This window comes from Pseudomonas sp. TE3911 (genome assembly GCF_054062775.1).
Window position 1 is genome coordinate 1,846,048 of record NZ_JBSSFP010000001.1, and the last position, 23,040, is coordinate 1,869,087.

Here is a 23,040-nt window from a genome sequence, read left to right on the forward strand (position 1 = left end):
GTTTCCATGAAAGTGATCGATTAAAAAAAGACCCTCGCGGGGGAGGCAAATATAGGCAGTTCGCCTGCTTTGGGCAAACGATGAAGTCTCTTGCCTGGGTATAACGGGAGAAGGCCAACGTGATAAATTTTTTAGAAACATAATGAAACATTCTCCGAGGCGCACCGCTCTACCGCTACACCTGTACTGAGTTATTTCATGAAAACACCGCGCCCCTCCGCTCGTATGCCCCACCTGACCCAACTGCGAAACCTCAAGATGGCGCGCTCGGCCCACGCTTATGTGCGCGGCAGTACTGTTCAATTCTACGAGTGGCTGCACAGCTTGCCTGGACGCCGTTTGCCCCGCGGGCCAGCGATCTGGATCTGCGGCGACTGCCACGCTGGCAACCTTGGCCCCACCGGCGACACCAAGGGGCGCATCGATATGCATATCCGCGACCTGGACCAGGCAGTGATTGGCAACCCGGCCCACGACCTGGTGCGCCTGGCCTTGTCCCTGGCGACCGCTGCGCGAGGCTCGGACCTGCCGGGGGTAACCACCGCACGCATGCTTGAAGAAATGATGGTGGGCTACGAGCAAGCCTTCAAAGACAAACCCGATGAAACGCCGCCACGCCCGTCCCAGGTCAAGGCGGGGATGCGCAACGCCGTGGCGCGCACCTGGAAGCACTTGGCCCGTGAGCGCATCGAAAGCGCCCGGCCGACCATCCCGTTAGGCAAGCATTTCTGGCCGTTGTCGCGGGCCGAAAAAAGTGCGCTGAAAGTCGTCTGCGCGTCGGACGAGATCCACCAGTTGGTTACTTCGCTCAAAGGCCGGCCCAAGGATGCCAAGGTCGAACTTTTGGATTGCGCTTATTGGGTCAAGGGCTGCAGCTCCCTTGGCTTGTTGCGCTACGCGGCCTTGCTCGGTGTTGGTGATAAGGATGATCAGGCGTATTGCCTGATCGATATCAAGGAGGCGGTCGGCGCCGCTGCACCCCGGGCCGCACGGGCGAAGATGCCGAGGGACAACGCCCGCCGGGTTGTGGAAGCTGCGCGTCAGCTGTCGCCGGGCCTTGGCGAGCGGATGGTGGCTACGCGGTTTCTGGATCACGGGTTTTTTATTCGCGAACTGCTGCCTCAGGACATGAAGTTGGAGTTGGATGAGTTGAGTGAGACCGACGCGATGCACGCTGCGGGTTATTTGGCTCGGGTGGTTGGCGTTGCTCATGCCCGGCAGATGGATCGGGCGACTCGTAAGGATTGGATGGCGGTTTTGCAGGAAAACCGGTCAAGGGAGTTGGATGCGCCTTCGTGGTTGTGGACCAGCGTGGTGCAGCTGGTGGGGAGTCATGAGCAGGGGTATTTGGATCATTGCCGGCGGTATGCTTTGGAGCATTGATGTCGAGGGGGTGATGGGTTTTGCGTAGGAGAGCTGGTACATGTCTGTTTCTGCGTCAACGGCGGCCAGGGTTACGCCATTTGACTGATGGTCCCCTTTCCAAATGTGGGAGGGGTCTTGCTCCCGATGGCGGCCTGACAGTCGACTCATATGTTGGTTGGGGTACGTATCCATCTCTGCGGTAACGGCGGCTTAGGGTTCCGCGCTTACAGCGGGTCACTTTTGGAAAGGCCGGAATGCCGGCCCAGCCAAAAGTAACCAAAAGGCCTTCGCCCCAACACTCGGTGCTTCGTCTGGAATCGGCATGCCCTCACTCCGGCTGGATCTATGGCCCAGTGCGGCTAACCCGGCGTCCTGCCGGGTTGCCCACGGATTCAAGCCTGCGTTCGGCCAGCGCGTCTGACGGGGCGCTTTGGATCAAGATCAAAAGCAGGAGCAACAGCCAGAGCAGCGCCAGTCATGCCAGGTATTTGTTGAACCACCCCAGTGTTCTTTCCCATGCCAGGTTGGCGGCTGCTTCGTCATAACGTGGCGTCGAGTCATTGTGGAAGCCGTGATTGGCGCCCTTGTAGATGAACGCTTCATAGGTTGTGCCGGCCGCTTTCAAGGCTGCCTCGTAGGGCGGCCAGCCTTCGTTGATGCGTGTATCCAGCTCGCCGAAGTGCAGCAAGATCGGCGCCTTGATCCGCGGTACGTCCTTGGCTTCCGGTTGGCGGCCGTAGAAGGATACGGCTGCGCCCAGTTCGGGGTAGGCCACCGCTGCTGCGTTGGTCACGCCACCGCCGTAGCAGAAGCCGGTGATGCCGACTTTTCCGGTGCTGCTGTCGTGGTGCATCAGCCATTCGATGGCGGCGAAGAAGTCGTTCATCAGTTTGGTCGGGTCGACGGTCTGTTGCAGCGCTACGCCTTTTTCGTCATTGCCGGGGTAGCCGCCGACCGAGGTCAGACCGTCCGGGGCCAGGGCGATGAAGCCGGCTTTGGCCAGGCGCCGGGCGACGTCTTCGATATACGGGTTCAGGCCGCGGTTTTCGTGGACCACCACCACCGCCGGCAACTTGCCCGCAGCCTTGGCCGGGCGTACCAGGTAGCCGCGTACCGTGCCGTTGCCCTTGGGTGAGGGGTAGGTGACGTAGTCGGCGACGATGTCCGGGTCGGTGAATTTCACTTGCTCGGCCAGGGCGTAGTTAGGGCTCAGGGAGGCGAGCAGGGCGGAAGCGGTCAGGCCGCCAAAAGTGAACAGCGCAGCGCGGTCGAGAAACTCACGGCGGTTGATCTTGCCGTGGGCGTAGCCGTCGTAGAGTTCCAGCAGTTCGGGGGCAAAGTCTTTCGCGGTGAGACGAGTCATCGGTGCAATCCTCGATTAGCGGTGACAGTCAATGTAGACCAGCTTCAGTCCTCGCGGCCATGGGCGGCAGCGGCCAGTTGCCCGGTGTCGACGCGCACGAACACCGAGTCGCCGATTGCCGTGAGCACGTCGCCGGCGTATACCTCGCAGACCACGCGGGTTTTTCGCTCCACGTCGCCTTCCACCCTGGCGCGCAAGGTGAGGGTGACGCCCATGGGCGTGGGCTTGATGAATTTGATGCCGAGGTTGCCGGTCACGCAGTCGATGCGTGGCAGGCTGCCGGGTTCGCGTTGCTCGGTGCGGTAGTGGTAGGCCATGGCGGTCCAGTTGGAATGGCAGTCCACCAGCATGGCGATGAGGCCGCCGTAGACCAGGTCCGGCCAGCCAGTGAAGTGAGCTTCTGGCGCGTGTTGGGTGATCAAATGGATGCCGTCTGCGTCCCAGCGGCTCTTGATGTGCAGCCCGTGAGGGTTGCTGCCCCCGCAGCCGTAGCAGATGCCTTCCGGTGCGGTGATGTCTTGTAGCGCTTGCATGCAACGTCCTTATTGTTGTGGGCGACTATTCTGTTTAGCAGGACAAACGCGTGATGGGAATACATCCAGACTTTGCGGAGTGGTGCATGAAACGTGGATTTTTGCCGGTTGCGCTTGTCCTGGGCTTTATCGCCAGCGCCCAGGCGGTGGAGTACAAGGACGTCAATCACACTGCCAGCCAGATCAGTTTCACCTACGAACAACTGGGGCAGCGGATGTATGGGAGGTTCAAGGAATTCGAGGGCACCTTGGCCTTTGATACGCAGGCGCCGGAGGCGGGACACGCGCTGCTCAAGATCCAGCTCACCAGCATCAGCGCCGGCAGTGACGATGCCAATGACACCCTGCAACGCGCGTCCTGGTTTGACACCGCGACCTATCCGGTCGGGGTGTATGAATCCACTGGGGTCAAGGCGCTGGGGAATAACCGCTTCAGGATCAGCGGCAACCTGACCATCAAGGGCACCACACGCCCGGTTGATGTAAAGGTGGTGCTCAAGGAGCTGGATGGCATTGGCGTGTTCGACGGCGAATTCATCCTCAATCGCGGCGATTTCAAGATCGGTGAGGGTGAATGGGCCGGCAACAGCGTGGTTTCCAACGACATCCATATCAAATTCAAGATGGTCGCACCGCAGCGTTAGCGGGCGAACTTCTTCGCACCGGCCACGCAGGCGATCACCGCCACCGTCACCAGCACCATGCCGAGACTGACCTGTTCATGCAGCAGGCCCGCTGCCAGCGCCAGGCCGAAGAACGGTTGCAGCAACTGCAACTGGCCGACGGCCGCGATGCCACCTTGAGCCAGCCCGCGATACCAGAACACAAAGCCGATCAACATGCTGAACAGCGCCACATAGCCCAGGCTCAGCCAGGCTGTCAGGCTGATGCCGGCAAAGCTTGGCGGAGCAAGGAGCAGGCCTAACGGCAGCACCACTGGCAGCGACACCACCAGCGCCCAGCAGATCACCTGCCAGCCGCCCAGGCTGCGCGACAGTTTCGCGCCCTCGGCATAGCCCAAGCCGCACACCAACACCGCCAGGAGCATCAGCAAATCGCCAGCCGGTGCGGCGCTCACGCCCTGGGCGAAGGCATAACCCATCACCAGGGCACTGCCCAGAATCGAAAACACCCAGAACACCGGTCGCGGGCGCTCGCCGCCCCGCAGTACGCCAAACACCGCCGTGGCCAGGGGGAGCAGGCCGATAAACACGATGGAATGGGCGGAGGTTACGTATTGCAGGGCCAGGGCGGTGAGCAGGGGGAAGCCGATTACCACGCCGAGGGAGACGATCAGCAGGGGCACCCATTGAGTGCGCGCGGGGCGTTTTTCCTTGAACAGCCACAGCAGAAGCAGCCCCAATGCGGCAGCGATGGCGGCGCGAATCATCGTCAGAAACACCGGATCGAATTCCATGACCGCCAAGCGCGTAGCGGGCAGTGAGCCGCTGAAAATCACCACGCCGATAAAGCCATTGATCCAACCCTGAGTGCTGTTGTCCAGGGCGTTGAGGGGAGACGTACGTTCCATGGGGGCTGTCCCGAAAAAGAGGAGTTGCGTGGTGCCCATCCTAGGATCGAGAATCAAGACAATCAAAAAATTGTCATGGATACATCGCCAATGCCCCGCGCCCGTTACAAGTCACTGGTCGACACCTTTGCCGATGACATTCGCAGCGGAAGACTGCCCCCTGGTATGCGATTGCCTACCCATCGCCAATTGGCCGCGGATCATGGCTTGGCGCTGGTCACCGCCAGTCGGGTGTACGCCGAGCTGGAGGCCATGGGGCTGGTCAGCGGAGAAACCGGGCGCGGCACCTTCGTGCGCGAGATTGCGTTGCCGCCAGGGCAGGGCAGTGGGCAGATGACCATCGCGGCGGGCATGCTCGACCTCAACTTCAATTACCCCTCGTTGCCGGGTCAGGCGGACTTGCTGCGCACTGCGTTGCGCCAATTGGCGCTGTCCGGTGACCTCGAAGCGCTGCTGCGTTATCAGCCCCACGCCGGTCGCCTGCATGAGCGCGCCACCATTGCCCGCCATCTGCTGAGCCGAGGGCTGACAGTGCAGGCCGAGCAGGTGTTGGTGGTCAGCGGCGCCCAACATGGGTTGGCGGTGGCGATGATGGCGTTGCTCAAGCCGGGGGATGTGATCGCGGTGGACGCGTTGACCTATTCAGGGTTCAAGGTGTTGGCAGAGACCCTGCATCTGGAAATCGTCGCGATTCCCGTCACCGCCAGCGGCCCGGACCTGGAATATCTGCATAGCGTGTGTCGCAAGCGTCCGGTTCGCGCGGTGTACAGCATGCCGACCCTGCACAATCCGCTGGGCTGGGTGATGGGCATGGCGCAGCGCGAGCAGCTGGTCGCCATCGCCCGCCAGCACAACCTGATGATCATTGAAGACGCGGCCTACGCGTTTTTAGTTGAGGACGCGCCAACGCCCCTGGCGAGCCTGGCACCGGAACGTACGGTGTATGTGGGTGGGTTGTCGAAGAGTGTCGCCACAGGGCTGCGCGTGGGATTTGTCGCGGCGCCTGTTGCGTGGATGAAGGCGTTGGAGCGCACCATCATGGCGACCACCTGGAACGTGCCCGGGGTGATGAGCGCGATTGCCGTGGCCTGGATCGAGGACGGCACCGTTGCCCACTTGGAAGCACAAAAGCGCCAGGATGCCCGGGCTCGGCAAGCCTTGGCTGCGCAGGTGTTGAAGGGGGTGGCCCACACCAGCCACCCGTCATCGTATTTTTTGTGGCTCCCGCTGGCGGAAGATGCCCGCGCCGATCAAGTCGCCATGGCCTTGCAGCGCGAGGGCGTTTCCGTGTCCACCGCTGAGCCCTTTGCCGTTTCGGCCCAGGTGCCCCATGCGCTACGCCTGGCGTTGGGTTCGGTGGACATGCCGTCGCTGCGCGAGGCGTTGCTCAAGGTGCGCAACGTGGTGGCGTGGTGAGCCACCGCTAGCCATCAGAATTTAAAGGCCTGGCGACCGATCAGCAGCCAGTGGCCTTTCTGCTTTTGCCAGACCTGGAAGTTTTCGATGTCGGTAGGCACTTCGACGCCACTGTTCACCGCCTGTGCGTGAAAGTGGTTGCGCACCAGTGCCGTGTCGCCTTGCAGAGTGATGGTTTGTTTTTGCATTTCCAGAGTCTTGAAGCCGCTGCGACCGGTCTCGATATCGGCGATGAATTCCTGTTTGTTCTGAATTTTGCCGCTGGAGTGGCCGTAGGTGAGTTGCTCGGCAGTGAGGGCCTGGAGCTGCTTGATGTCTTTGTGCAGCATGGCTTGGGTCAGGTGATCGACCGCTTGGGCTACGTCGTTGTCGGCGGGGGCTGCGGCCACGTAGCCGCTGAACAGGCACAGAAAACCGATCAGCACTTTGACGTTTTGCATGGGTGTTTCCTTATTGTTGTTGGGGTGTGCACGACAGCTATAGTCGTCGTACAACCATGCAATATTTGCCGGCCCTAAGGAAAGTAAAATTTTGAAATACCCTGACAAGATTGGTATTTGTAGGTTTTAGCTCCTTATACGATGTCCCGACACGCGGGGTACTCGTACACGGCAGGTTTTGGCACTTCCTGGGTGGCTGGCACATCGCTATGCTAAAGCCGACCCAACACCTGCCCGAGTGACAAAATGGATTTTGACTGGCACAGCGACCCCATCACCCGCGCCACCCCGGTGACCGCACACTACAAAAACACCCAGAACGTGCGGCGCTTCATGCGTGAGCACTGCGGGCCGACCTTCAAGTTCGATCGTCCCTTCATGGCCTGGATTCGCAACGATATCCCCAAGACCCTGGGCGACGTGGTGGATGAATGGCAGCGCTTGAACCATGACACCCGCCCATGATCAACCAGGGCCTGGTTGTAGTGATCAACTACGGCATTCACCTGGCGCCCGGCCTGTGGTTTGCCTTCACCCCCAAATCGCTGCCAGGTGCCGCTGTGTGCTGCCGGCATTTGTCGTTAAAACAAAGCCGGTAACTGACACGATGAGGATCAAAATGTGGGAGGGGGCTTGCTCCCGATGGCGGTGGTTCAGTTGGAACAGCTTTGCCTGATACACCGCCATCGGGAGCAAGCCCCCTCCCACAGGGTAAATCGTTAGTTTGTGATCAGTGGCGGGGTGCGCGGGGGGATCAATCGCTTGCTGCCGGTCGCTTCATACGCCGCCGCCAACCGCAGCAATGCCGAGTCATCATAAGCGCGCCCGGCAAATGTCAGCCCTACCGGCATGCCGATGTCCGCCATCACGCCCATCGGCACGGTGACGGTTGGCACGCCCAGGTGGCGGATGGCGAGGTTGCCGTTGGCCACCCAGATACCATTGCTCCAGGCGATATCGGCGCTGGCTTCGTTTACATCGGCATCCGCCGGGCCTACGTCGGCGACGGTGGGGAAGAGCACAGCGTTGAGGCCGAGTGTTTCCATCCAGTCTTCCAGGTCGATCCGCCGGGTTTGCTCCAGGCCGCGCAGGCCATCGGGCACGGTGCTGATTTCATTCCAGGGCGTGATGCCGCGCTGGGCCATGCGCACGTATTCGTCCATGCCGGCGGCGAGGTCGTCTTCACGGTTGGGCAGGGTGCCGGGGTCGTGGGGGAAGATTTTCGGGCCGTCCACATCCGCCAGGCGGTTGAGGGTTGGGTCGTTGTTGGCGCGCAGGAAATCATCGAAAGCCCAGGCGGACAGTTCCCATAACTCGTCGTGCAGGAATTCCTTGGATACCAAACCTCGGGTGAACACCGTCGGCGCGCCGGGGCGATCGCCTTCGCAGTTGGACACCAGGGGGAAATCCACTTCGATGACTTCGGCGCCAGCCGCTTCCAGCGCCTTGCGGGCGTCTTTCCACAGGTCGATCACGCTGGCGCGGGTGTTGATCTGTTGCCCGGTCGGGCCGCCGATGCCGGGTTTTTCGCTGGTGCCGGCGTCGGGGTCGGCATTGGTGTACATGCGCGGTACACCCAGGCGTTTGCCCGCGAGGGATTCAGCCGTCGCAGCCAGCTCAGCGTAAGACGCCGGGCGCACCGAGGCGACGCTGGGGATCGGCACCCAGGGTTGCAGGCGCCACAGGTCGCCACGGGTGTCGGGGTCTTCGGCGACCACCACATCGAGGACTTCCAGCAGGTCGGCCATGGTGCGGGCGTATGGCACCACCACGTCCATGGTTGGCGTCAGCGGCCAATTGCCGCGCACCGAAATCACCCCACGGGAGGGGGTGTAGGCGCACAGGCCATTGTTGGACGCCGGACCGCGTCCGCTGGACCAGGTTTCTTCTGCAAGGCCGAATGCCGCGAAACTGGCGGCGGTTGCAGTACCCGCGCCGTTGGACGAGCCGGAGGCGAACGGTGCGGTGAGGTAGTCAGCGTTATAGGGGCTTTCGGCGCGGCCATATACGCCACGCTGCATGCCGCCATTGGCCATCGGCGGCATATTGGTCTTGCCCAGGCAAATGGCGCCACCGGCGCGCAGGCGTTCGATGGTGAACGCGTCGCGCTGGGCGGTCAGTTTGGCAAATGCCGGGCTGCCGGAGGCCGCAGTCAGGCCTTTGACCAGGTAACTGTCCTTGGCGGTGTAGGGAATGCCATCCAATGGCCCAAGCGTTTCGCCCTTGGCCCGGCGTGCATCGGACGCCTCGGCTTCTTTGAGCGCTTGTGGGTTGCGCACCACCACAGCGTTAAGCGCGGTGGCGGTCTGCGGGCCGTCGTACGCATCGATCCGTGCGAGATAAGCCTGGACCAATTCAACGGCAGTGGTCTGGCCGGATTCAAGCGCCGCGCGCAATTGGGCAATGGAGACTTCGGTAACTTGCATGACGTTTTCTTCGCCGCCTTCAGATGGAGGTATGGCCGCAGTCTACGTACAGATATTTCACAAAACCAGCGCCGAATAGTCCGCGAAGGCAGCGCGCATCACCTGCCAGGTCGCCTCGTCAGCCGGAATCAGATGCTCGATGCGCAGCGAGGTGAGGGTGATGTCCTGGGGCATGCCGAACGTGGTGAAGGTCGACAAAAAGTTCAGCTCGCCTTCGAGTGAGCGGATGCGCGTGAGCACCAGCGGCGGCATTTCGGTGGGTAATTGGGTGTGAGTCGGCGCTGGCAAACTCGCCAGCAGGGCAGCCAATGCCGGATTGCCCAGCGCCTCGCGGGTTGCCCGTTGCCAGGCCAGGGTGCGGATCTCTTCGGCGTTGATGAGGTGGTCGCCCAGGCCACCGGTTTGCAGCAGGGTGGTCAGCAGGTTCAAGCCATCGGCTGCATCTGCTTTGATGCCCACCCGTTCAAACAACAGCCCGGTACTGACATTCGCCGCCAGCACTTGCCACTCACTGCCCAGCAGAATCGCAGGCGCGGGGTTGTTTGCATGCAGCACATGGTTGACCGCTTCGCGAACCGCGGCCATGGCCGGTGAGGCAAGCGGGGTCGCGGTGTAGCGCGGGGCGTAACCGGCGGCGAGGAACACGCGGTTGGATTGCTCCAGCGGTGTCTCCAGTGCCGTCAACAGGTTGTGCAGTGTCCCCGGACTAGGTGTGGCGCGACCGGTTTCGAGGCAACTGAGATGACGCTGAGAAATCCCGGTGATCAGGGCGAGGTCCAGTTGGCTCAACTTGGCCTGTCGGCGCAGTTGGCGCAGGTGTTCACCGGCGCTAGCAGGGTTTTCCATGACGTGTTCATGACCTCCGAGGTCATTGCGAGGGGCCAAACCTTATCACTAAGGTGGGCCTCGATCACTTCAAGGACGACACCATGCACAGACCTTATATTGCCCTGGCCGGCTTGCTCGGTTTTTCGCTGTACACCCTGGTTACGATGCTGACTGCCGAGCAATCGCTGCTGGCCTTTGGGCGCGAGCTGATGTCTCGACCGGACACCGCGCAAGTGGTGATCGACCTTTACCTGATGGCGGTATTGGCGTGTGTATGGATGTATCGGGATGCGCGCGGGCGAGGGCGGTCAGTGCGTTCGGTGGTGCCGTACTTTTTATTGACGGTGGTGTTTGTGTCAGTGGGGCCGCTGCTCTATATCGTGGTGCAGGGAGTCAGGGATGAATGACCTCCTGAGAGTCTATGCCCTGTGTGTACTGGTGCTATGCCTGAAGATGTTTGCGGTTTCCTGCTACCAAGGGTATTTCCGCATTCGAGGCCTGGCATTCACCAACGCTGAAGATGCGGCTTTCTTTAAGCGCGCCAGGCATTCGATAGAGCTGCCACCGGTTGGCCGAGCGAGCAGAGCGTGGGCCAATGATCTGGAGAACATCCCCGTGTTTTTTGTGCTGGGAGGGCTGTGTGTTGCGCTGGAGGCGCCCGCTGTGGCGAGTGCGTGGTTGTTTGGCGGTTTTACCCTGGCCCGTCTGGCGCATACGGTGACGTATCTGGCGGGTTGGCAACCTTGGCGAACGCTGGCGTATGGGGTCGGGGTGATCTGTTTGCTCGGGCTTGGCGCGATGACTTGTTGCAGGCTTGTCTGAAATTCAGTGGCCTCCCGCTTACTTTTGTAGTGAGCGAGCTTGCCTCGCGCGGGGCAAGCCCGCTCACCACAAAAGCGCCTCACGGACTCAAACCCATCGCCTGCCTTTGGTTGTCTTGATACGCCGTCACCTGTAACTGGCCTTGAAGTCGTATGGGGTCGGGGTGATCTGCTTGCTCGGGCTTGGCGCTATGACCTGTTTAAGGTTTGTATAAAGTTCAGCGGCATCCCGCTTACTTCTGTAGTGAGCGAGCTTGCCTCGCGCGGGGCAAGCCCGCTCACCACAAAAAGCGCCTCACGGACTCAAACCCATCGCCTGCCTTCGGTTGTCTTGATACGCCGTAACCTGTAACTGGCCTTGAAGTCGTATGGGGTCGGGGTGATCTGCTTGCTCGGGCTTGGCGCGATGACTTGTTGCAGGCTTGTCTGAAATTCAGTGGCATCCCGCTCACTTCTGTAGTGAGCGAGCTTGCCTCGCGCGGGGCAAGCCCGGTCACCACAAAAGCGCCTCACTGACTCAAACCCATCGCCTGCCTTTGGTTGTCTTGATACGCCGTGACCTGTAACTGGCCTTGAAGTCTCCGGCGCCACCGGCGGACTGCTCACACCGAAGCGTTGGAGTCGGTCAGGACGGGGCGGAGTGTGGGGGTTAGTTACGATCTCTAACCGTAGGGCGTGGCGCCCCTGCGATCCACCAACCGGATACTGTCCCGCCCACCCCGCTTGGACTCATACAGCGTCGTATCCCCTTGCTCAATCAACGCCGCCAGGCTCTCCGGCGGCTGATCGAACAGGTTGGCGCCAATGCTCAGGGTCACCGGTTGCGGGGTGCTGAAGCTCTGCGAGGCCAGTTGCTGAAACTGGTCGCGCAGGCTGCTGCCCAGTTCGACTATCTGCTCAGCCGACGTGGGATTGAGCAGGATCACAAACTCATCGCCGCCCAGCCGTGCTGCCAGTGCGCCTCGGGGCACGACGGCGCGGATCATTTCGCTCAATGCGATCAACAGGCGGTCGCCGGCGGTGTGGCCGTGGAGGTCGTTGACGCCTTTGAAGTTGTCGATGTCGATCAGCAGCAGTGCGCCGGGTTGGGTCGAAGATACCTGGGCCAGCAGGCGAGGGGCGCGCAGGTCGAGGGCGCGACGGTTATAGAGGGCGGTGAGTGGATCGCGGGCGGCGAGGCGGGCGATCTGTTGTTCGCGGCGGTAGCGTTCGGAACCCGTCATGGACAAGGCAATCAGCATGATTGCCATGGCGCCTTCCACCAGGGAGATCTGGATGATCTCGCCCTTGAAGGCGGCGAGGTCGATCAGGGTGCCGGGAATGACCACCGACAGCGTTTTGGCCACGTAAAAGGTCCCGTGGAGCAGCAGCACAAAACGCAACTGCACCGCGCCGACGCTCAGGGACCGGCCATGGGGCCGCAGCAGGAAACTGGCGCGCAGGGTGGGCAGGGCGACCAACAGCGATTGCACCGCCAGCATGGCTTTGGACCATGATTGGTCCGTTGGCAGCGCGAGCATGGCGAACCAGATCACGGGCATCAGGGCCCAGGCGCGTGACACGCGTACTTGGGTAAACCGCGCCACGCCGAGCAGAAACAGGAAGTGTGCGGTCACCAGCAAACCGTTGGCGAACCAGATGCCGATGACTAAAAAGCCATTAATGCGCAGCAGGGCCAGGAGCGAACCGATGGTGATGGTGGCGAAACCGCTGCTCCACAACAGCAGCGAGGGTTCGCGCACGCTGCGCCATTCGACCAGCAGGTAAAGGGCGGCAGCGGCTGCCAGGGCAACGGTGAGTGCCAAAATCGTGGGAGGGTCGAGCGTCATTTCTTGCTGGGTCTGCCTGGTGTGCGTTTAAACCGGGATTGTAAGCGCACACGCAGGTTTTTCAGAGCATTCTGTGTAGTGGCACACAGCCAGCCGATGATCGGCGGGTCAAACGCCTTTGGTCGACGGCAGCAGAATCGTCAGGATACCCACCAGCGGCAGGAACGAGCACAGTTTGTAGACGTACTCGATGCCGTGGTTATCCGCGAGCAAACCGAGCAACGCCGCGCCAATCCCGCTGAAACCGAACATCAGGCCAAAGAACACACCTGCGATCATCCCGACATTGCCCGGCACCAGTTCTTGGGCAAACACCACAATGGCCGAGAACGCCGAAGCCAGGATAAAGCCAATCACCACACTGAGCACGGCGGTCCAGAACAGATCGACGTAGGGCAGGGCCAGGGTGAAGGGCGCGGCGCCGAGGATGGAGAACCAGATGACTTTCTTGCGGCCGATTTTGTCGCCGATCGGGCCGCCCGCGAAGGTGCCCACGGCCACCGCACCGAGGAACAGGAACAGGTACATCTGGGAACTCGATACCGACAGGTGGAATTTTTCAATCAGGTAAAACGTGAAGTAGCTGGTCAGGCTGGTCATGTAGAAGTACTTGGAGAACACCAGCACTGCGAGCACCACCAGGGCAAACGTCACGCGGCCTTTGGACAAGCCGTGGGTGGCTTTGCCGCCTTGCTTGAGCTTGAACAGCGCGAGGTGGTTGCGGTACCAGCGGCTCAAGCCATACAGCACCAGGATCGCGAACACCGCGAACAGACCGAACCAGGCGATATTGCCCTGGCCGTAGGGAATGATGATCGCCGCTGCCAGCAACGGGCCGAAGGCGCTGCCGGTGTTGCCACCGACCTGGAAGGTCGATTGCGCAAGGCCGTAGCGTCCGCCGGAAGCCAGGCGCGCCACGCGGGAGGTTTCCGGGTGGAAGGTCGACGAGCCTACGCCCACCAGACCCGCCGCCAGCAGGATCGCCGGGAAGCTGCCGACAAACGCCAGCATCAGGATGCCGATCAATGTGCACACCATGCCGGCCGGCAGCAGCCAAGGCTTGGGATGACGATCAGTGTGGTAGCCGATCCACGGTTGCAGCAGCGAGGCGGTCAGTTGGAAGGTCAGGGTGATCAGGCCCACCTGGGCAAACGTCAGTCCGTAATTGGCCTTGAGCATGGGGTAGATCGACGGCAGCACGGCCTGGATCAGGTCATTGATCAGGTGCGCCAAAGCGCAGGCACCGAGGATACGCATAACTAATGGGCTTGCTTGGGGCGCACTGGTAGCAGTGGCGGGTGACGCGGTGAGTGTCGACATGCAGGCATTCCATACAAGGCAGCGAACAGGGGCCGCCAATACGTGGCTGGCGGCCCATTTCAAATTGTGTCGGGCTTTATGCTAGATTCAGTAAAAATGTCTGTCTCACGAAATTCGGGCAGTAACTGTCGCAAAAAGGGCTAAATGATCAAGTCACTGGATAAATTCCTGCAGGAGATCGACGAAGGCGAGTGGGCCGTGATCAGTTCGGCCACCGACTATCCTGAAAACTGGGTGATCCCCGACCACAGCCACGAGAAGCATCAACTGCTCTACGCGACCGAAGGGGTCATGGTAGTGCATTCGGCGCAGAACCAGTGGACAGTGCCGCCCAATCGCGGCTTCTGGATGCCCTGCGGGCACGTGCATTCCCTGCGCTGCGTAGGGCCGCTGAAAATGCGCAGCGTGTTTGTGCGCCCCGACAGCTTCCCCAATCTGCCCACCGAAACCAAGGCTGTGAGCATCTCGCCGCTGCTGAGCGAGCTGATCAAGGCCTCGGTCAGCCTCAAGCCACCTTATGCCGAAGACTCGCGGGATGCGCGGATCATGCACCTGATCCTCGACGAACTGGCCATCCTGCCCGCGTTGCCGTTATCCCTGCCACAGCCTGCCGACCCGCGTATCCAGCGGATCTGCCTGGCGCTGCAACAGAATCCGGGCGATGCCTCGACAGTGGCGCACTGGAGCGAGCGCCTGGGCCTGGATCAGAAAACCATCCAGCGCCTGTTTCGCAAGGAAACCGCCATGACCTTCGGCCAATGGCGCCAACAGGCGCGGTTGCTACTGGCCCTGGAGCGCATGGCGATGGGGGAAAAGATCATCGACGTAGCGTTGGAGCTGGGCTACGAAAGCCCCAGCGCCTTCACCAGCATGTTCAAGAAACAGTTCGGCAAGACGCCGAGCCTGTTTTTCAAACCGGGCCCAGCAGCCGGTTGAACGCGTCGGTATCCAGCGGGCGGCTGAGGAAGTAGCCCTGGCCTTCATCACAGGCCACGGCCTTGAGCATCGCCAGGTGCTCGGCGGTTTCGATGCCTTCGGCGGTCACCGTGAGTGCCAGGGCACGTCCCAGGCCGACGATGGCATGGATGATGGCTTGGTCGTCCTCGCTGTCTTCCAGTCGGGTCAGAAAGCTGCGGTCTATTTTCAAGCCATCGAACGGGAACGCGCGCAGGTAGCTCAGTGATGAATACCCGGTGCCAAAGTCGTCCATGGCGATGCGGATGCCCAGTTGTTTGAGGGCGCGCATCACGTCCAGCGCACCGACGGCGTCTTCGAGCATGACGCTTTCGGTGATTTCCAGTTCCACCCGCGCCGGTTCGATACCCGATGCCTGCAACGCGTGACGCACGCGCTCCATCAGGTTGCCGCGCTTGAACTCGGTCGGCGACAGGTTGACCGACACAAACAACGCATCCGGCCACTGGGCGGCACAGGCACAGGCGGTTTCCAGCACCCAGTCACTCAGCGACAGGATCAGGCCGGACTCTTCGGCAATCGGGATAAAGGTGTCCGGCGCGATCAGGCCGCGCTCCGGGTGTTGCCAGCGCACCAGCGCTTCGGCGCCGACCATCTGCCCGTCGGCTATGCGGTAACGCGGCTGAAAGTGCAGGCACAATTCCCCATGTTTGATCCCATAGCGCAGGTCGCTTTCCAGGCGTCGACGCTCGATGATTCGTGCATTCATCTCGCCGGAGTAGAAGCGCCAGGTATTGCGCCCGGCGGACTTGGCCTCGTACAGCGCGATGTCCGCGTAGCGCAGCATTTCGGTGACGTTGCCGGCGTCATTGGGCGCCAGCGCAATACCGATGCTGGCGCTGATAAACACTTCCTGCTCATCGATCCGGATCGCGCGCTCAAGGGAGACGATCAAGCGTTTGCAAAAGTTTTCGACGTCGTCCTGGGTGCCGGCATCGCTGAGGATCAGCACAAATTCATCGCCGCCAACCCGCGCCACCAGATCACCGTGGCGCACGCAGTCGGTCAGGCGGCTCGACACTTCATTGAGCACCCGGTCGCCGGCGGCATGCCCGAGCAAGTCATTGACCGGTTTGAATCGGTCCAGGTCCAGGCTGAGCATGACCAAGGGTTGCTCAACGAGGGGCAGCGTCTTGAGCTTGGCGTCCAGGAAGGCTTGCAGACGCGTGCGATTGGGCAACCCGGTCAGGGCGTCATGCTGGGACAAAAATTCAATGCGTCTGCGCGCCTCGACTTCTTCAGTCACGTCGGTGGCGGTGCCGCGAAACCCGCCGCACGGCATTTTCCGCGCCGATAGCCGGGTGGTGCGCTCTTGCCCTTGGGCATCCACATACAGGCATTGCACGCTGAGGTCCGGGCGTCGGCCGGGCGTGCACAGCCACTGTGACAACAAACCGTCTTCGGTGCCCAGCAGGTCATTCATGGCCGCGCCGATCCAGGCGTCGCGGGTCAACCCGGTTACGCTTTCGAAACGCTCCGAGAGGTAGGTAAAGCGCCAATCGCCGTTGATCTCCCAGACCCAGTCGGAACTGGCTTCTACCACATCGCGAAAGCGCGCTTCGCTGGTGGCCAAGGCGTTCTGGCTGGTTTGCAGCGAGCTGTGACTGGCATCCAGCGCCAGGGCGGCGGCTGTGCTGCGGCGCAAGATCATCCACGTCATCAGGCACACCAGCAGCGCGGCCAGGCCCAGCAAGGGCAGGCCGACGCCAATGAGGCGTCGGCCGGGCTGTTCCGGCTGCCAGTACAGGCTACCGGCGCTGCCGTTGTCGCCGAGGGGTAAAAACACGCCCTTGGCGATGTCTTCAGGGGTGGCGATGTGCAGGTTGCCCACGCCGAAGTCATCGCCGATCAGGCCCAATTTGGCGCTGTCGAGGATGTCGACAAAGACCAGCACCGAGGCTGGCCTACCGTCTGCAACCACCGTGGGGTCGGTGCCCGGCGTAATGGCTGCGGCAGCCACCAGGGCGGGGCTGCCGCGTACGTTGATGAACGTGCTCACCGGGGTTTCGTTGTCTACGCCGGCGCGAGCCTGTTCGAGCAGTTGGGTGAGGGGCTGATCGAGCCATTCGCTGAGCTCAAAGGTTTGCAGTTCGCCTTCGACCACGGTGTACACCGTGCGATTGGCATCGTTGACCACAAACAGGCCCTGAAAACCGAAGTCTTGGAACAGTGTGGGCCCGATATTGCCGCGCTCGAAGGCCCAATCCTTGTCCACCTGTACATGCAGGTGCTTGTAGGCATCGCTCCAGAACGCGTAGTCCTTGACCGTCACCCGCATGGCTTTTTCCATGGACTGTATGGCTTTGCGAGTATGGAACGCGCTTTCGGCCTGCTCGGTGCGGTCCAGGTCATGGGCGATGTAAAGCAGTGAGTAAGCCGCTGCCGCAAAGACAACGGCCAGCAAGGCCATGAAATTCAACAGTGACGTGCGTGCCAGTGACAGGCTGGTGCGGGTGGACAGCGAGCGGACGATTGGAGCGAGAGAGTTGGGCATTATTTAGCGCAGGGCCTCGCTGCAAGTCAGGGGTATGACAAGTTATCGGCGGCCCTTGGAAAAGATTGAGTGCGTCAGGCTGTGCTCAAGTGTTGTGCGCGAACACTGACGCAGCGTGTTGCCCACGCAAGCAACGCCGCCCCGCACAGCAGCGCCGCACTCAACTCAAACGTCGCCCGATAGCCACTGAAGTCAAACACCACACCGCCCACCGTGGCGCCTGAAGCAATCGCCAACTGGATGATCGCGACCATCAGGCCGCCCCCTGCTTCGGCATCCTTGGGCAGGGTGTTGGCCAGCCACGTCCACCAACCCACGGGGGCGGCGGTCGCGACCAGGCCCCAGAGCCCCAGCAACAGGGTTGTCATCGCCGTCGAGCTGCCGAAGGCGACCAAGGCCAGGGCGATCAACGCCATCAGCAGTGGGATGGCAATCAGCGTGGGATACAGGCTGCGCTTCAAAAAACGCTCGATCAGGAACGTGCCCGCCAGACCGGCCATGCCCAGTACCAGCAGCATCAGCGACAACAGGGACACGCTGACCTGGGTGACGGTTTCCAGGAACGGTCGCAGGTAGGTGAACAGCATGAACTGACCCATGAAAAACACACTGACCGCCAGCATGCCCATGATCACAGGCGGCTGTTTCATCAGGCGCAGCACGTTGGTGGTCTTTGCCTCGCCCCGCGACTTGATCGAGGGCAGGCTGATCAGCAGCCACACCACGGCGATCACCGCCACCGGCACCACGCAGAAAAACGCGCCACGCCAGCCGATCATTCCGCCCAGAAAGCTGCCCAGTGGAGCAGCAATCACCGTCGCCAGGGCGTTGCCACCGTTGACCACGGCCAGGGCACGCGGCACTTGATCGTCCGGTACCAAGCGCATGGCGGTGGCGGCCGACAGTGACCAGAACCCGCCGATGGCAACGCCGATCAGCGCTCGCCCCAACATGAAGACCATGTAGTTCGGCGCAAAGGCCACGACCGTTCCGGACACGATCATCAGCAGTGTCAGCGCCACCAGCAGGCGCTTGCGATCCACCCGCGCTGCCACGGCGGCAATCACCAGGCTGGTGAGCAAGGCAAACAGCCCTGACACCGAAATGCCCTGGCCGGCCTGGCCTTGAGTGATGTTGAGGTCGGCCGCCAGTGGCGTCAGCAGGCTGACCGGCATGAACTCCGAGGCGACTAATGTAAAGGCCGCCAGGGACATAGCGAGCACCGCGCCCCAGCGCGGTGCATTCGGGTTATTGGGCATCACTTGAGGTTGTTCTTGAAGAAGGTGGTGAGGTGGGCAAACGGAATCAGATTGACCCGGTCGTACAGGTCCACATGCCCCGCGTTCGGGATGATGAGCAATTCCTTCGGTTCGGCCGCACGCTGGTAGGCGTCTTCGCTGAACTCGCGGGAGTGCGCGTTGGCCCCGCTGATCAGCAACAGCGGACGCGGAGAGATCGTCTCGATGTCGTTGAACGGGTAGAAGTTCATGAACTTCACGTTGCTGGTCAGCGTCGGCATGGTGGTGGTCTGCGGCGACGCACCGGCAGGCGTGACCTGGCCACGTGGCGTGCGGTAGAAGTCAAAGAACTCGTCCCCCACCGGATTGCCCGTCAGCTTGAGCGGCGTGCCGCTGGTGTAGAGGGTCTCGCCGCCCTGGAATTCCACATAGCGCTGGTTGGCCGCTTGCAGCAGGATATGCCGGCGCTGTTCCAGGGTGACGCCGTGCTTGAGGCCGTTGCGGTTGGCCGCGCCCATGTCGTACATGCTGACGGTGGCGATGGCCTTGAGGCGGGGGTCGATCTTCGCCGCCGCGATGACGAAGCTGCCGCTGCCACAGATACCGATCACGCCAATGCGTTCACGGTCGACCATCTGCCGGGTGCCGAGGAAGTCCACGGCGGCGCTGAAGTCCTCGGTGTAGAGGTCGGGCAGCACCGCGTTTCGCGGTGTGCCGGCGCTGTCGCCCCAGAACGACAGGTCCAGAGAGAGTGTGACGAAGCCCTGTTCGGCCATTTTGGTGGCGTACAGGTTCGCGCTCTGTTCTTTGACGGCACCCATCGGGTGACCGACGATAATCGCGGGGCTTTTAGCACCCGAGCTCAGGTTTTTCGGCACGAACAGGTTGCCGGCAACCTGCAGGCCGTATTGGTTGTTGAAGGTGACCTTTTCGACCGTCACCTTGTCGCTTGTGTAGAAGTTGTCAGCACTGTTGGACATATCGGCTCCCAGAGCAGTTAAAGACGTCACCAGCAAACCAAGGGCAAGCAAGAGGCGTTTCATGGGCGGATCCTTGAAAGGGTTGGTCCGCACATTTTCCCGGTGTGGCGGCGGCGTCTGTAGTGCGTTCCGATGGATTACTTGCCTGATGCTCTGAGTCTGGGGGGTTACGGGGGACGCCGTGGACTGCGCGGGGTAGAGTTCGCGGATCAACAAAAAGGGCAGGTTATGAAGAACAATCTGGACGCGCTGGTCCACGCTATTGCATCGCGCATCGCTGCGCCTGGGGACTGCCCCATGCCGATCCCGGGCCTGGGGTTCTATCGGCGTGAGCAGCCGTGCACGCCGGTGGTGTGCATGGTCGAACCGAGCATTGTGCTGGTGGCCCAGGGGCAGAAGCAGCTGTGGGTGGGCGGCGAGGGGTATCCGTATGACACGTCACGCTTCCTGGTGACATCGCTGGACATTCCTGCCAATTCCGAAGTGCTGCAGGCGAGCCCCACGCGGCCGTGCCTGGGGCTGACCTTTAAGCTGGACCTGCGCATATTGGCCGAGCTGATCGCCCAGAGTGAGCTGCCGCCCAAGCGCGAGCGTTCAGTGCTCAAAGGGGTCGGCATCGGGGTTGTCACCGACGGCATGCTGGCGTCGTTTGCGCGGCTGGTGGCGTTGCTCGATGAGCCCGAGGCGATCCCGGTACTCGCACCACTGATCCAGCGCGAGATCCACTACCGCTTATTGCAAAGCGACCAGGCTGGACGACTGCGGCAGATTTGTTCAGTGGACGGGCAGGGCTACCGTATCGCCAAGGCGATTGACTGGCTCAAACTCAACTACGACGCAGTGCTGCGCGTGGAAGACTTGGCGGCGCGGGTGCAGATGAGCGCGGCCACGTTCCATCATCACTTTCGCCAACTCACGGCGATGAGTCCGTTGCAGTATCAGAAGTGGCTGCGTTTGAACGAGGCGCGCCGGTTGATGCTTAACGAGCATCAGGATGTCTCCAGTGCGGCGTTCAAAGTGGGCTATGAAAGCCCGTCGCAGTTCAGCCGCGAATACAGCCGGCTGTTTGGCGTGCCGCCCAAGCGCGACATCGCCGGGTTACGCGGCAAGCCGAAATTTAACGATCATTCTGTGTCAAGTTAGCGAAAAAGATGCAGCCAATCAGTCGGGCAAACAGGCTCAGGGTTTCCGGCAGGTTGGGGTCATCAAACAGCATCGCTTGTGAATCCAAGGCACACAGCGCGCCGAACAAGCGGCCATCTGGCAGGAAAATCGGCGCGCCGGCGTAGCTTTCGATAGCGAACTGCTTGACTACCGGGCGTGAAGCGAAGCGGCCGTTTGCGCTGACCTGCGGGATGAACAAGGTCTGTGGATTAATGCAGAACTCGCTGCACAGGGTGGTTTCCAGGTTAAGCACGTCATCCACATTGATCCCCATTTCCATAGGGTCGTGGACCGAGCAGACCACCCATTCCAGGTCGGTGAACTTGGCGATGCCGGCAAAGCGCATCCCGGTCAGGCGGGTGACCAACTGCAGAATGCTGGTGGTGGCTTCTATTTCGGCGATGGCGGCGCGTTCGTCTGCGCTCAGTAGCGAATGTGCTGCGGTGAAGCTGGGAAGCATGCTGAGCTCTCCAAAGGCGTGGTGGCCGGGGCCACCACGCACGGTCAAGTCTTAATTAATTCGCGGGTGCTGTTGCACCAGATTCTGGCGCTTAGCTTCCAATTCCGCAATTTCGGCGTCGATGTCTTCGATCTTCTGCTCGATATTGTCGTGGTGTTCCTGCAGCAACTCCTTGGCTTCTTCCATGTCCGAAGCTGCCGGTGCCGCGCCACGCAGAGGCTTGTTGGCAGTTTCCTTCATCGTCAGGCCGGTGATCAAACCGACCACGGCAAACACCATCAGGTAGTAGGCGGGCATGAACAGGTCATTGGTGCTTTCCACCAGCCACGCCACGGCCGTCGGTGTTACACCGGCGATCAGTACCGAGACGTTGAACGCACTGGCCAGCGCGCTATAGCGCAGGTGAGTGGGGAACATCGCTGGCAAGGTCGAAGCCATCACGCCGATGAAGAAGTTCAGGATCACAGCGAGGATCAAGAGGCCGGCGAAGATCAGGCCGATCTTGCCGCTGGTGATCAGCATAAATGCCGGGATCGACAGAAACAGCAAGCCAACACTGCCCGCGATGATGAAAGGCTTGCGGCCGATCTTGTCACTGATAAAGCCAATGAACGGTTGCACGAACAGCATGCCGACCATGATCGCGATGATGATCAGCACGCCGCTGTTTTCTTTGTAATGCAGGTTGTGGGACAGGTAGCTCGGCATGTAGGTGAGCAGCATGTAGTACGTCACGTTGGTGGCCGCGACGATACCGATGCAGGTCAGCAGGCTGCGCCAATGCTTGGTGGCGACTTCCTTGAAGGAGACCTTGGGACCGTGGGTCAGGCCTTCGCGGTCGCCTTGTTCGAGCTTGTCCATGTGTTGCTGGAACGCGGGGGTTTCTTCCAGCGCATGGCGCAGATACAGGCCGATGATGCCCAGAGGCAGAGCCAGGAAGAACGGCAGGCGCCAGCCCCACGATTCGAATTCGGCTTCGCCAAGCACGCTGGAGATCAATACCACTACGCCGGCACCGAGCACAAAACCGGCAATCGAGCCGAAGTCCAGCCAACTGCCGAGGAAGCCGCGCTTGCGGTCCGGGGCGTATTCGGCGACGAAGATCGACGCGCCGGTGTATTCACCACCCACCGAGAAACCCTGGGCCATCTTGCACAGCAGCAGCAGGATCGGCGCCCAGATGCCAATGGACGCATAGCCGGGAATCAGGCCGATGGCGAAGGTGCTCAGGGACATGATCACAATGGTGGCGGCGAGGACTTTCTGCCGTCCGTATTTATCGCCCAGCGCGCCGAAGAACAGGCCACCCAGCGGACGAATCAGGAAAGGCACGGAGAACGTACCCAGCGCGGCGATCATTTGTACGCTGGGGGAGGCGTCCGGGAAGAACACTTTACCGAGCACATAGGCGACAAACCCGTAGACACCGAAGTCGAACCATTCCATGGCATTGCCAAGGGCGGCGGCGGTAATTGCTTTGCGCACCTTGGCATCGTCGACGATGGTGATGTCCTTCAACCCGATGGGTTTGACGCTTTTTCTACGTAATTTCATGCGAACCACTCTAAAACAGAACAGGGGTGGTGCTATCACTGCGATAGCACCGCTCTGTCACTTCAGATACAAGCGGACACGAAAAAATTCACCCGTTGCTGTACTTTTTCTCGACTGGCAGCAGATCTACCTGTGAAAAGCGCTATTTCACGACCCCGCTACCCCCTGTAGTGAGCGGGCTTGTCGAATCGTCGCACTGCCCGCGCTGGGCTGCGAAGCAGCCCCAAAACCACACAACCCGGTTTGTCTGGAAAACCGGGTTGGCGTTGATGGGGCTGCTTCGCAGCCCAGCGCGGGACAAGC

At 61.2% G+C, this 23,040-nt stretch carries 21 protein-coding genes; 8 read left to right on the forward strand and 13 right to left on the reverse strand.

Annotation, left to right across the window (positions count from 1 at the left end):
• The first annotated feature begins 198 nt into the window (after positions 1-198).
• The gene (locus ACVWXD_RS08445; protein ID WP_032887177.1) at positions 199-1,383 is read left to right on the forward strand and encodes a DUF2252 family protein; all 1,185 of its coding nucleotides are present in this window, start codon (positions 199-201) and stop codon (positions 1,381-1,383) included.
• A 457-nt stretch (positions 1,384-1,840) separates the two neighbouring features.
• Here the strand turns inward: ACVWXD_RS08445 and yghX are convergent, their stop codons facing one another.
• Complete coding sequence (yghX, locus tag ACVWXD_RS08450) at positions 1,841-2,728, reverse strand: YghX family hydrolase (RefSeq protein ID WP_457370860.1); 888 nt, start codon at positions 2,726-2,728, stop codon at positions 1,841-1,843.
• A 44-nt stretch (positions 2,729-2,772) separates the two neighbouring features.
• Complete coding sequence (locus tag ACVWXD_RS08455; RefSeq protein ID WP_260368026.1) at positions 2,773-3,261, reverse strand: PaaI family thioesterase; 489 nt, start codon at positions 3,259-3,261, stop codon at positions 2,773-2,775.
• An 86-nt stretch (positions 3,262-3,347) separates the two neighbouring features.
• Between ACVWXD_RS08455 and ACVWXD_RS08460 the strand changes: the two genes are divergently transcribed.
• Positions 3,348-3,905: a YceI family protein gene (locus tag ACVWXD_RS08460; RefSeq protein ID WP_260368027.1), complete on the forward strand. Its 558-nt coding sequence runs from the start codon at positions 3,348-3,350 to the stop codon at positions 3,903-3,905.
• Here the strand turns inward: ACVWXD_RS08460 and ACVWXD_RS08465 are convergent.
• Positions 3,902-4,792 carry a DMT family transporter gene (locus tag ACVWXD_RS08465; RefSeq protein WP_032887172.1) on the reverse strand — a complete coding sequence of 297 codons (891 nt, stop codon included), beginning with the start codon at positions 4,790-4,792 and terminating at the stop codon, positions 3,902-3,904. The two genes, ACVWXD_RS08460 and ACVWXD_RS08465, sit on opposite strands and share 4 nt — an antisense overlap.
• Before the next feature lie 90 nt (positions 4,793-4,882).
• Between ACVWXD_RS08465 and ACVWXD_RS08470 the strand changes: the two genes are divergently transcribed.
• The gene (locus ACVWXD_RS08470; protein ID WP_457370861.1) at positions 4,883-6,208 is read left to right on the forward strand and encodes an aminotransferase-like domain-containing protein; all 1,326 of its coding nucleotides are present in this window, start codon (positions 4,883-4,885) and stop codon (positions 6,206-6,208) included.
• 14 nt (positions 6,209-6,222) lie between these two features.
• Here the strand turns inward: ACVWXD_RS08470 and ACVWXD_RS08475 are convergent, their stop codons facing one another.
• Positions 6,223-6,648 (reverse strand): nuclear transport factor 2 family protein, encoded by a 426-nt coding sequence (locus tag ACVWXD_RS08475; RefSeq protein WP_032887170.1) that lies wholly within the window; start codon positions 6,646-6,648, stop codon positions 6,223-6,225.
• 246 nt (positions 6,649-6,894) lie between these two features.
• On the opposite strand from ACVWXD_RS08475, the gene ACVWXD_RS08480 reads away from it, so the two are divergent.
• Complete coding sequence (locus ACVWXD_RS08480; RefSeq protein ID WP_122680892.1) at positions 6,895-7,113, forward strand: DUF6434 domain-containing protein; 219 nt, start codon at positions 6,895-6,897, stop codon at positions 7,111-7,113.
• 254 nt (positions 7,114-7,367) lie between these two features.
• On the opposite strand, the gene ACVWXD_RS08485 is transcribed toward ACVWXD_RS08480, so the two are convergent.
• Both ACVWXD_RS08485 and ACVWXD_RS08490 read right to left on the reverse strand, forming a co-directional pair.
• Positions 7,368-9,074 (reverse strand): amidase, encoded by a 1,707-nt coding sequence (locus ACVWXD_RS08485; protein ID WP_457370862.1) that lies wholly within the window; start codon positions 9,072-9,074, stop codon positions 7,368-7,370.
• 57 nt (positions 9,075-9,131) lie between these two features.
• Positions 9,132-9,920: a helix-turn-helix domain-containing protein gene (locus ACVWXD_RS08490; protein ID WP_032887167.1), complete on the reverse strand. Its 789-nt coding sequence runs from the start codon at positions 9,918-9,920 to the stop codon at positions 9,132-9,134.
• A gap of 83 nt (positions 9,921-10,003) precedes the next feature.
• Between ACVWXD_RS08490 and ACVWXD_RS08495 the strand changes: the two genes are divergently transcribed.
• Positions 10,004-10,309, forward strand: a complete 306-nt coding sequence (locus ACVWXD_RS08495; protein WP_457370863.1) for a DUF2834 domain-containing protein — start codon at positions 10,004-10,006, stop codon at positions 10,307-10,309.
• Positions 10,302-10,724, forward strand: a complete 423-nt coding sequence (locus ACVWXD_RS08500; protein ID WP_095184605.1) for an MAPEG family protein — start codon at positions 10,302-10,304, stop codon at positions 10,722-10,724. Before ACVWXD_RS08495 ends, ACVWXD_RS08500 begins: the two co-directional genes overlap by 8 nt.
• A 661-nt stretch (positions 10,725-11,385) precedes the next feature.
• Here the strand turns inward: ACVWXD_RS08500 and ACVWXD_RS08505 are convergent.
• Together ACVWXD_RS08505 and ACVWXD_RS08510 are read right to left on the reverse strand one after the other, a co-directional pair.
• On the reverse strand, positions 11,386-12,552 hold the full coding sequence (locus tag ACVWXD_RS08505; RefSeq protein ID WP_095184606.1) for a GGDEF domain-containing protein: 1,167 nt from the start codon (positions 12,550-12,552) through the stop codon (positions 11,386-11,388).
• Positions 12,553-12,660: 108 nt separating this feature from the next.
• On the reverse strand, positions 12,661-13,872 hold the full coding sequence (locus tag ACVWXD_RS08510; RefSeq protein WP_095184607.1) for an MFS transporter: 1,212 nt from the start codon (positions 13,870-13,872) through the stop codon (positions 12,661-12,663).
• A 144-nt stretch (positions 13,873-14,016) separates the two neighbouring features.
• On the opposite strand from ACVWXD_RS08510, the gene ACVWXD_RS08515 reads away from it, so the two are divergent.
• Positions 14,017-14,808 carry an AraC family transcriptional regulator gene (locus ACVWXD_RS08515; protein WP_032885323.1) on the forward strand — a complete coding sequence of 264 codons (792 nt, stop codon included), beginning with the start codon at positions 14,017-14,019 and terminating at the stop codon, positions 14,806-14,808.
• On the opposite strand, the gene ACVWXD_RS08520 is transcribed toward ACVWXD_RS08515, so the two are convergent.
• From ACVWXD_RS08520 to ACVWXD_RS08530, 3 genes are all read right to left on the reverse strand, one after another.
• The gene (locus tag ACVWXD_RS08520) at positions 14,783-17,341 is read right to left on the reverse strand and encodes a bifunctional diguanylate cyclase/phosphodiesterase (RefSeq protein WP_457370864.1); all 2,559 of its coding nucleotides are present in this window, start codon (positions 17,339-17,341) and stop codon (positions 14,783-14,785) included. The two genes, ACVWXD_RS08515 and ACVWXD_RS08520, sit on opposite strands and share 26 nt — an antisense overlap.
• Before the next feature lie 74 nt (positions 17,342-17,415).
• Positions 17,416-18,600 carry an MFS transporter gene (locus tag ACVWXD_RS08525; protein ID WP_260368253.1) on the reverse strand — a complete coding sequence of 395 codons (1,185 nt, stop codon included), beginning with the start codon at positions 18,598-18,600 and terminating at the stop codon, positions 17,416-17,418.
• Complete coding sequence (locus ACVWXD_RS08530) at positions 18,600-19,622, reverse strand: alpha/beta hydrolase (protein WP_095184610.1); 1,023 nt, start codon at positions 19,620-19,622, stop codon at positions 18,600-18,602. The genes ACVWXD_RS08525 and ACVWXD_RS08530 overlap by 1 nt, the downstream gene beginning before the upstream one ends.
• 165 nt (positions 19,623-19,787) lie before the next feature.
• On the opposite strand from ACVWXD_RS08530, the gene ACVWXD_RS08535 reads away from it, so the two are divergent.
• Positions 19,788-20,702, forward strand: coding sequence for an AraC family transcriptional regulator (locus ACVWXD_RS08535; protein WP_095184611.1), 915 nt, complete (start codon positions 19,788-19,790; stop codon positions 20,700-20,702).
• Here ACVWXD_RS08535 and ACVWXD_RS08540 read toward each other — a convergent pair.
• Together ACVWXD_RS08540 and proP are read right to left on the reverse strand one after the other, a co-directional pair.
• Complete coding sequence (locus tag ACVWXD_RS08540) at positions 20,677-21,183, reverse strand: GAF domain-containing protein (protein ID WP_095184612.1); 507 nt, start codon at positions 21,181-21,183, stop codon at positions 20,677-20,679. The genes ACVWXD_RS08535 and ACVWXD_RS08540 overlap by 26 nt on opposite strands.
• Before the next feature lie 51 nt (positions 21,184-21,234).
• Positions 21,235-22,737: a glycine betaine/L-proline transporter ProP gene (proP, locus tag ACVWXD_RS08545; protein ID WP_032885317.1), complete on the reverse strand. Its 1,503-nt coding sequence runs from the start codon at positions 22,735-22,737 to the stop codon at positions 21,235-21,237.
• Positions 22,738-23,040 lie beyond the last annotated feature (303 nt).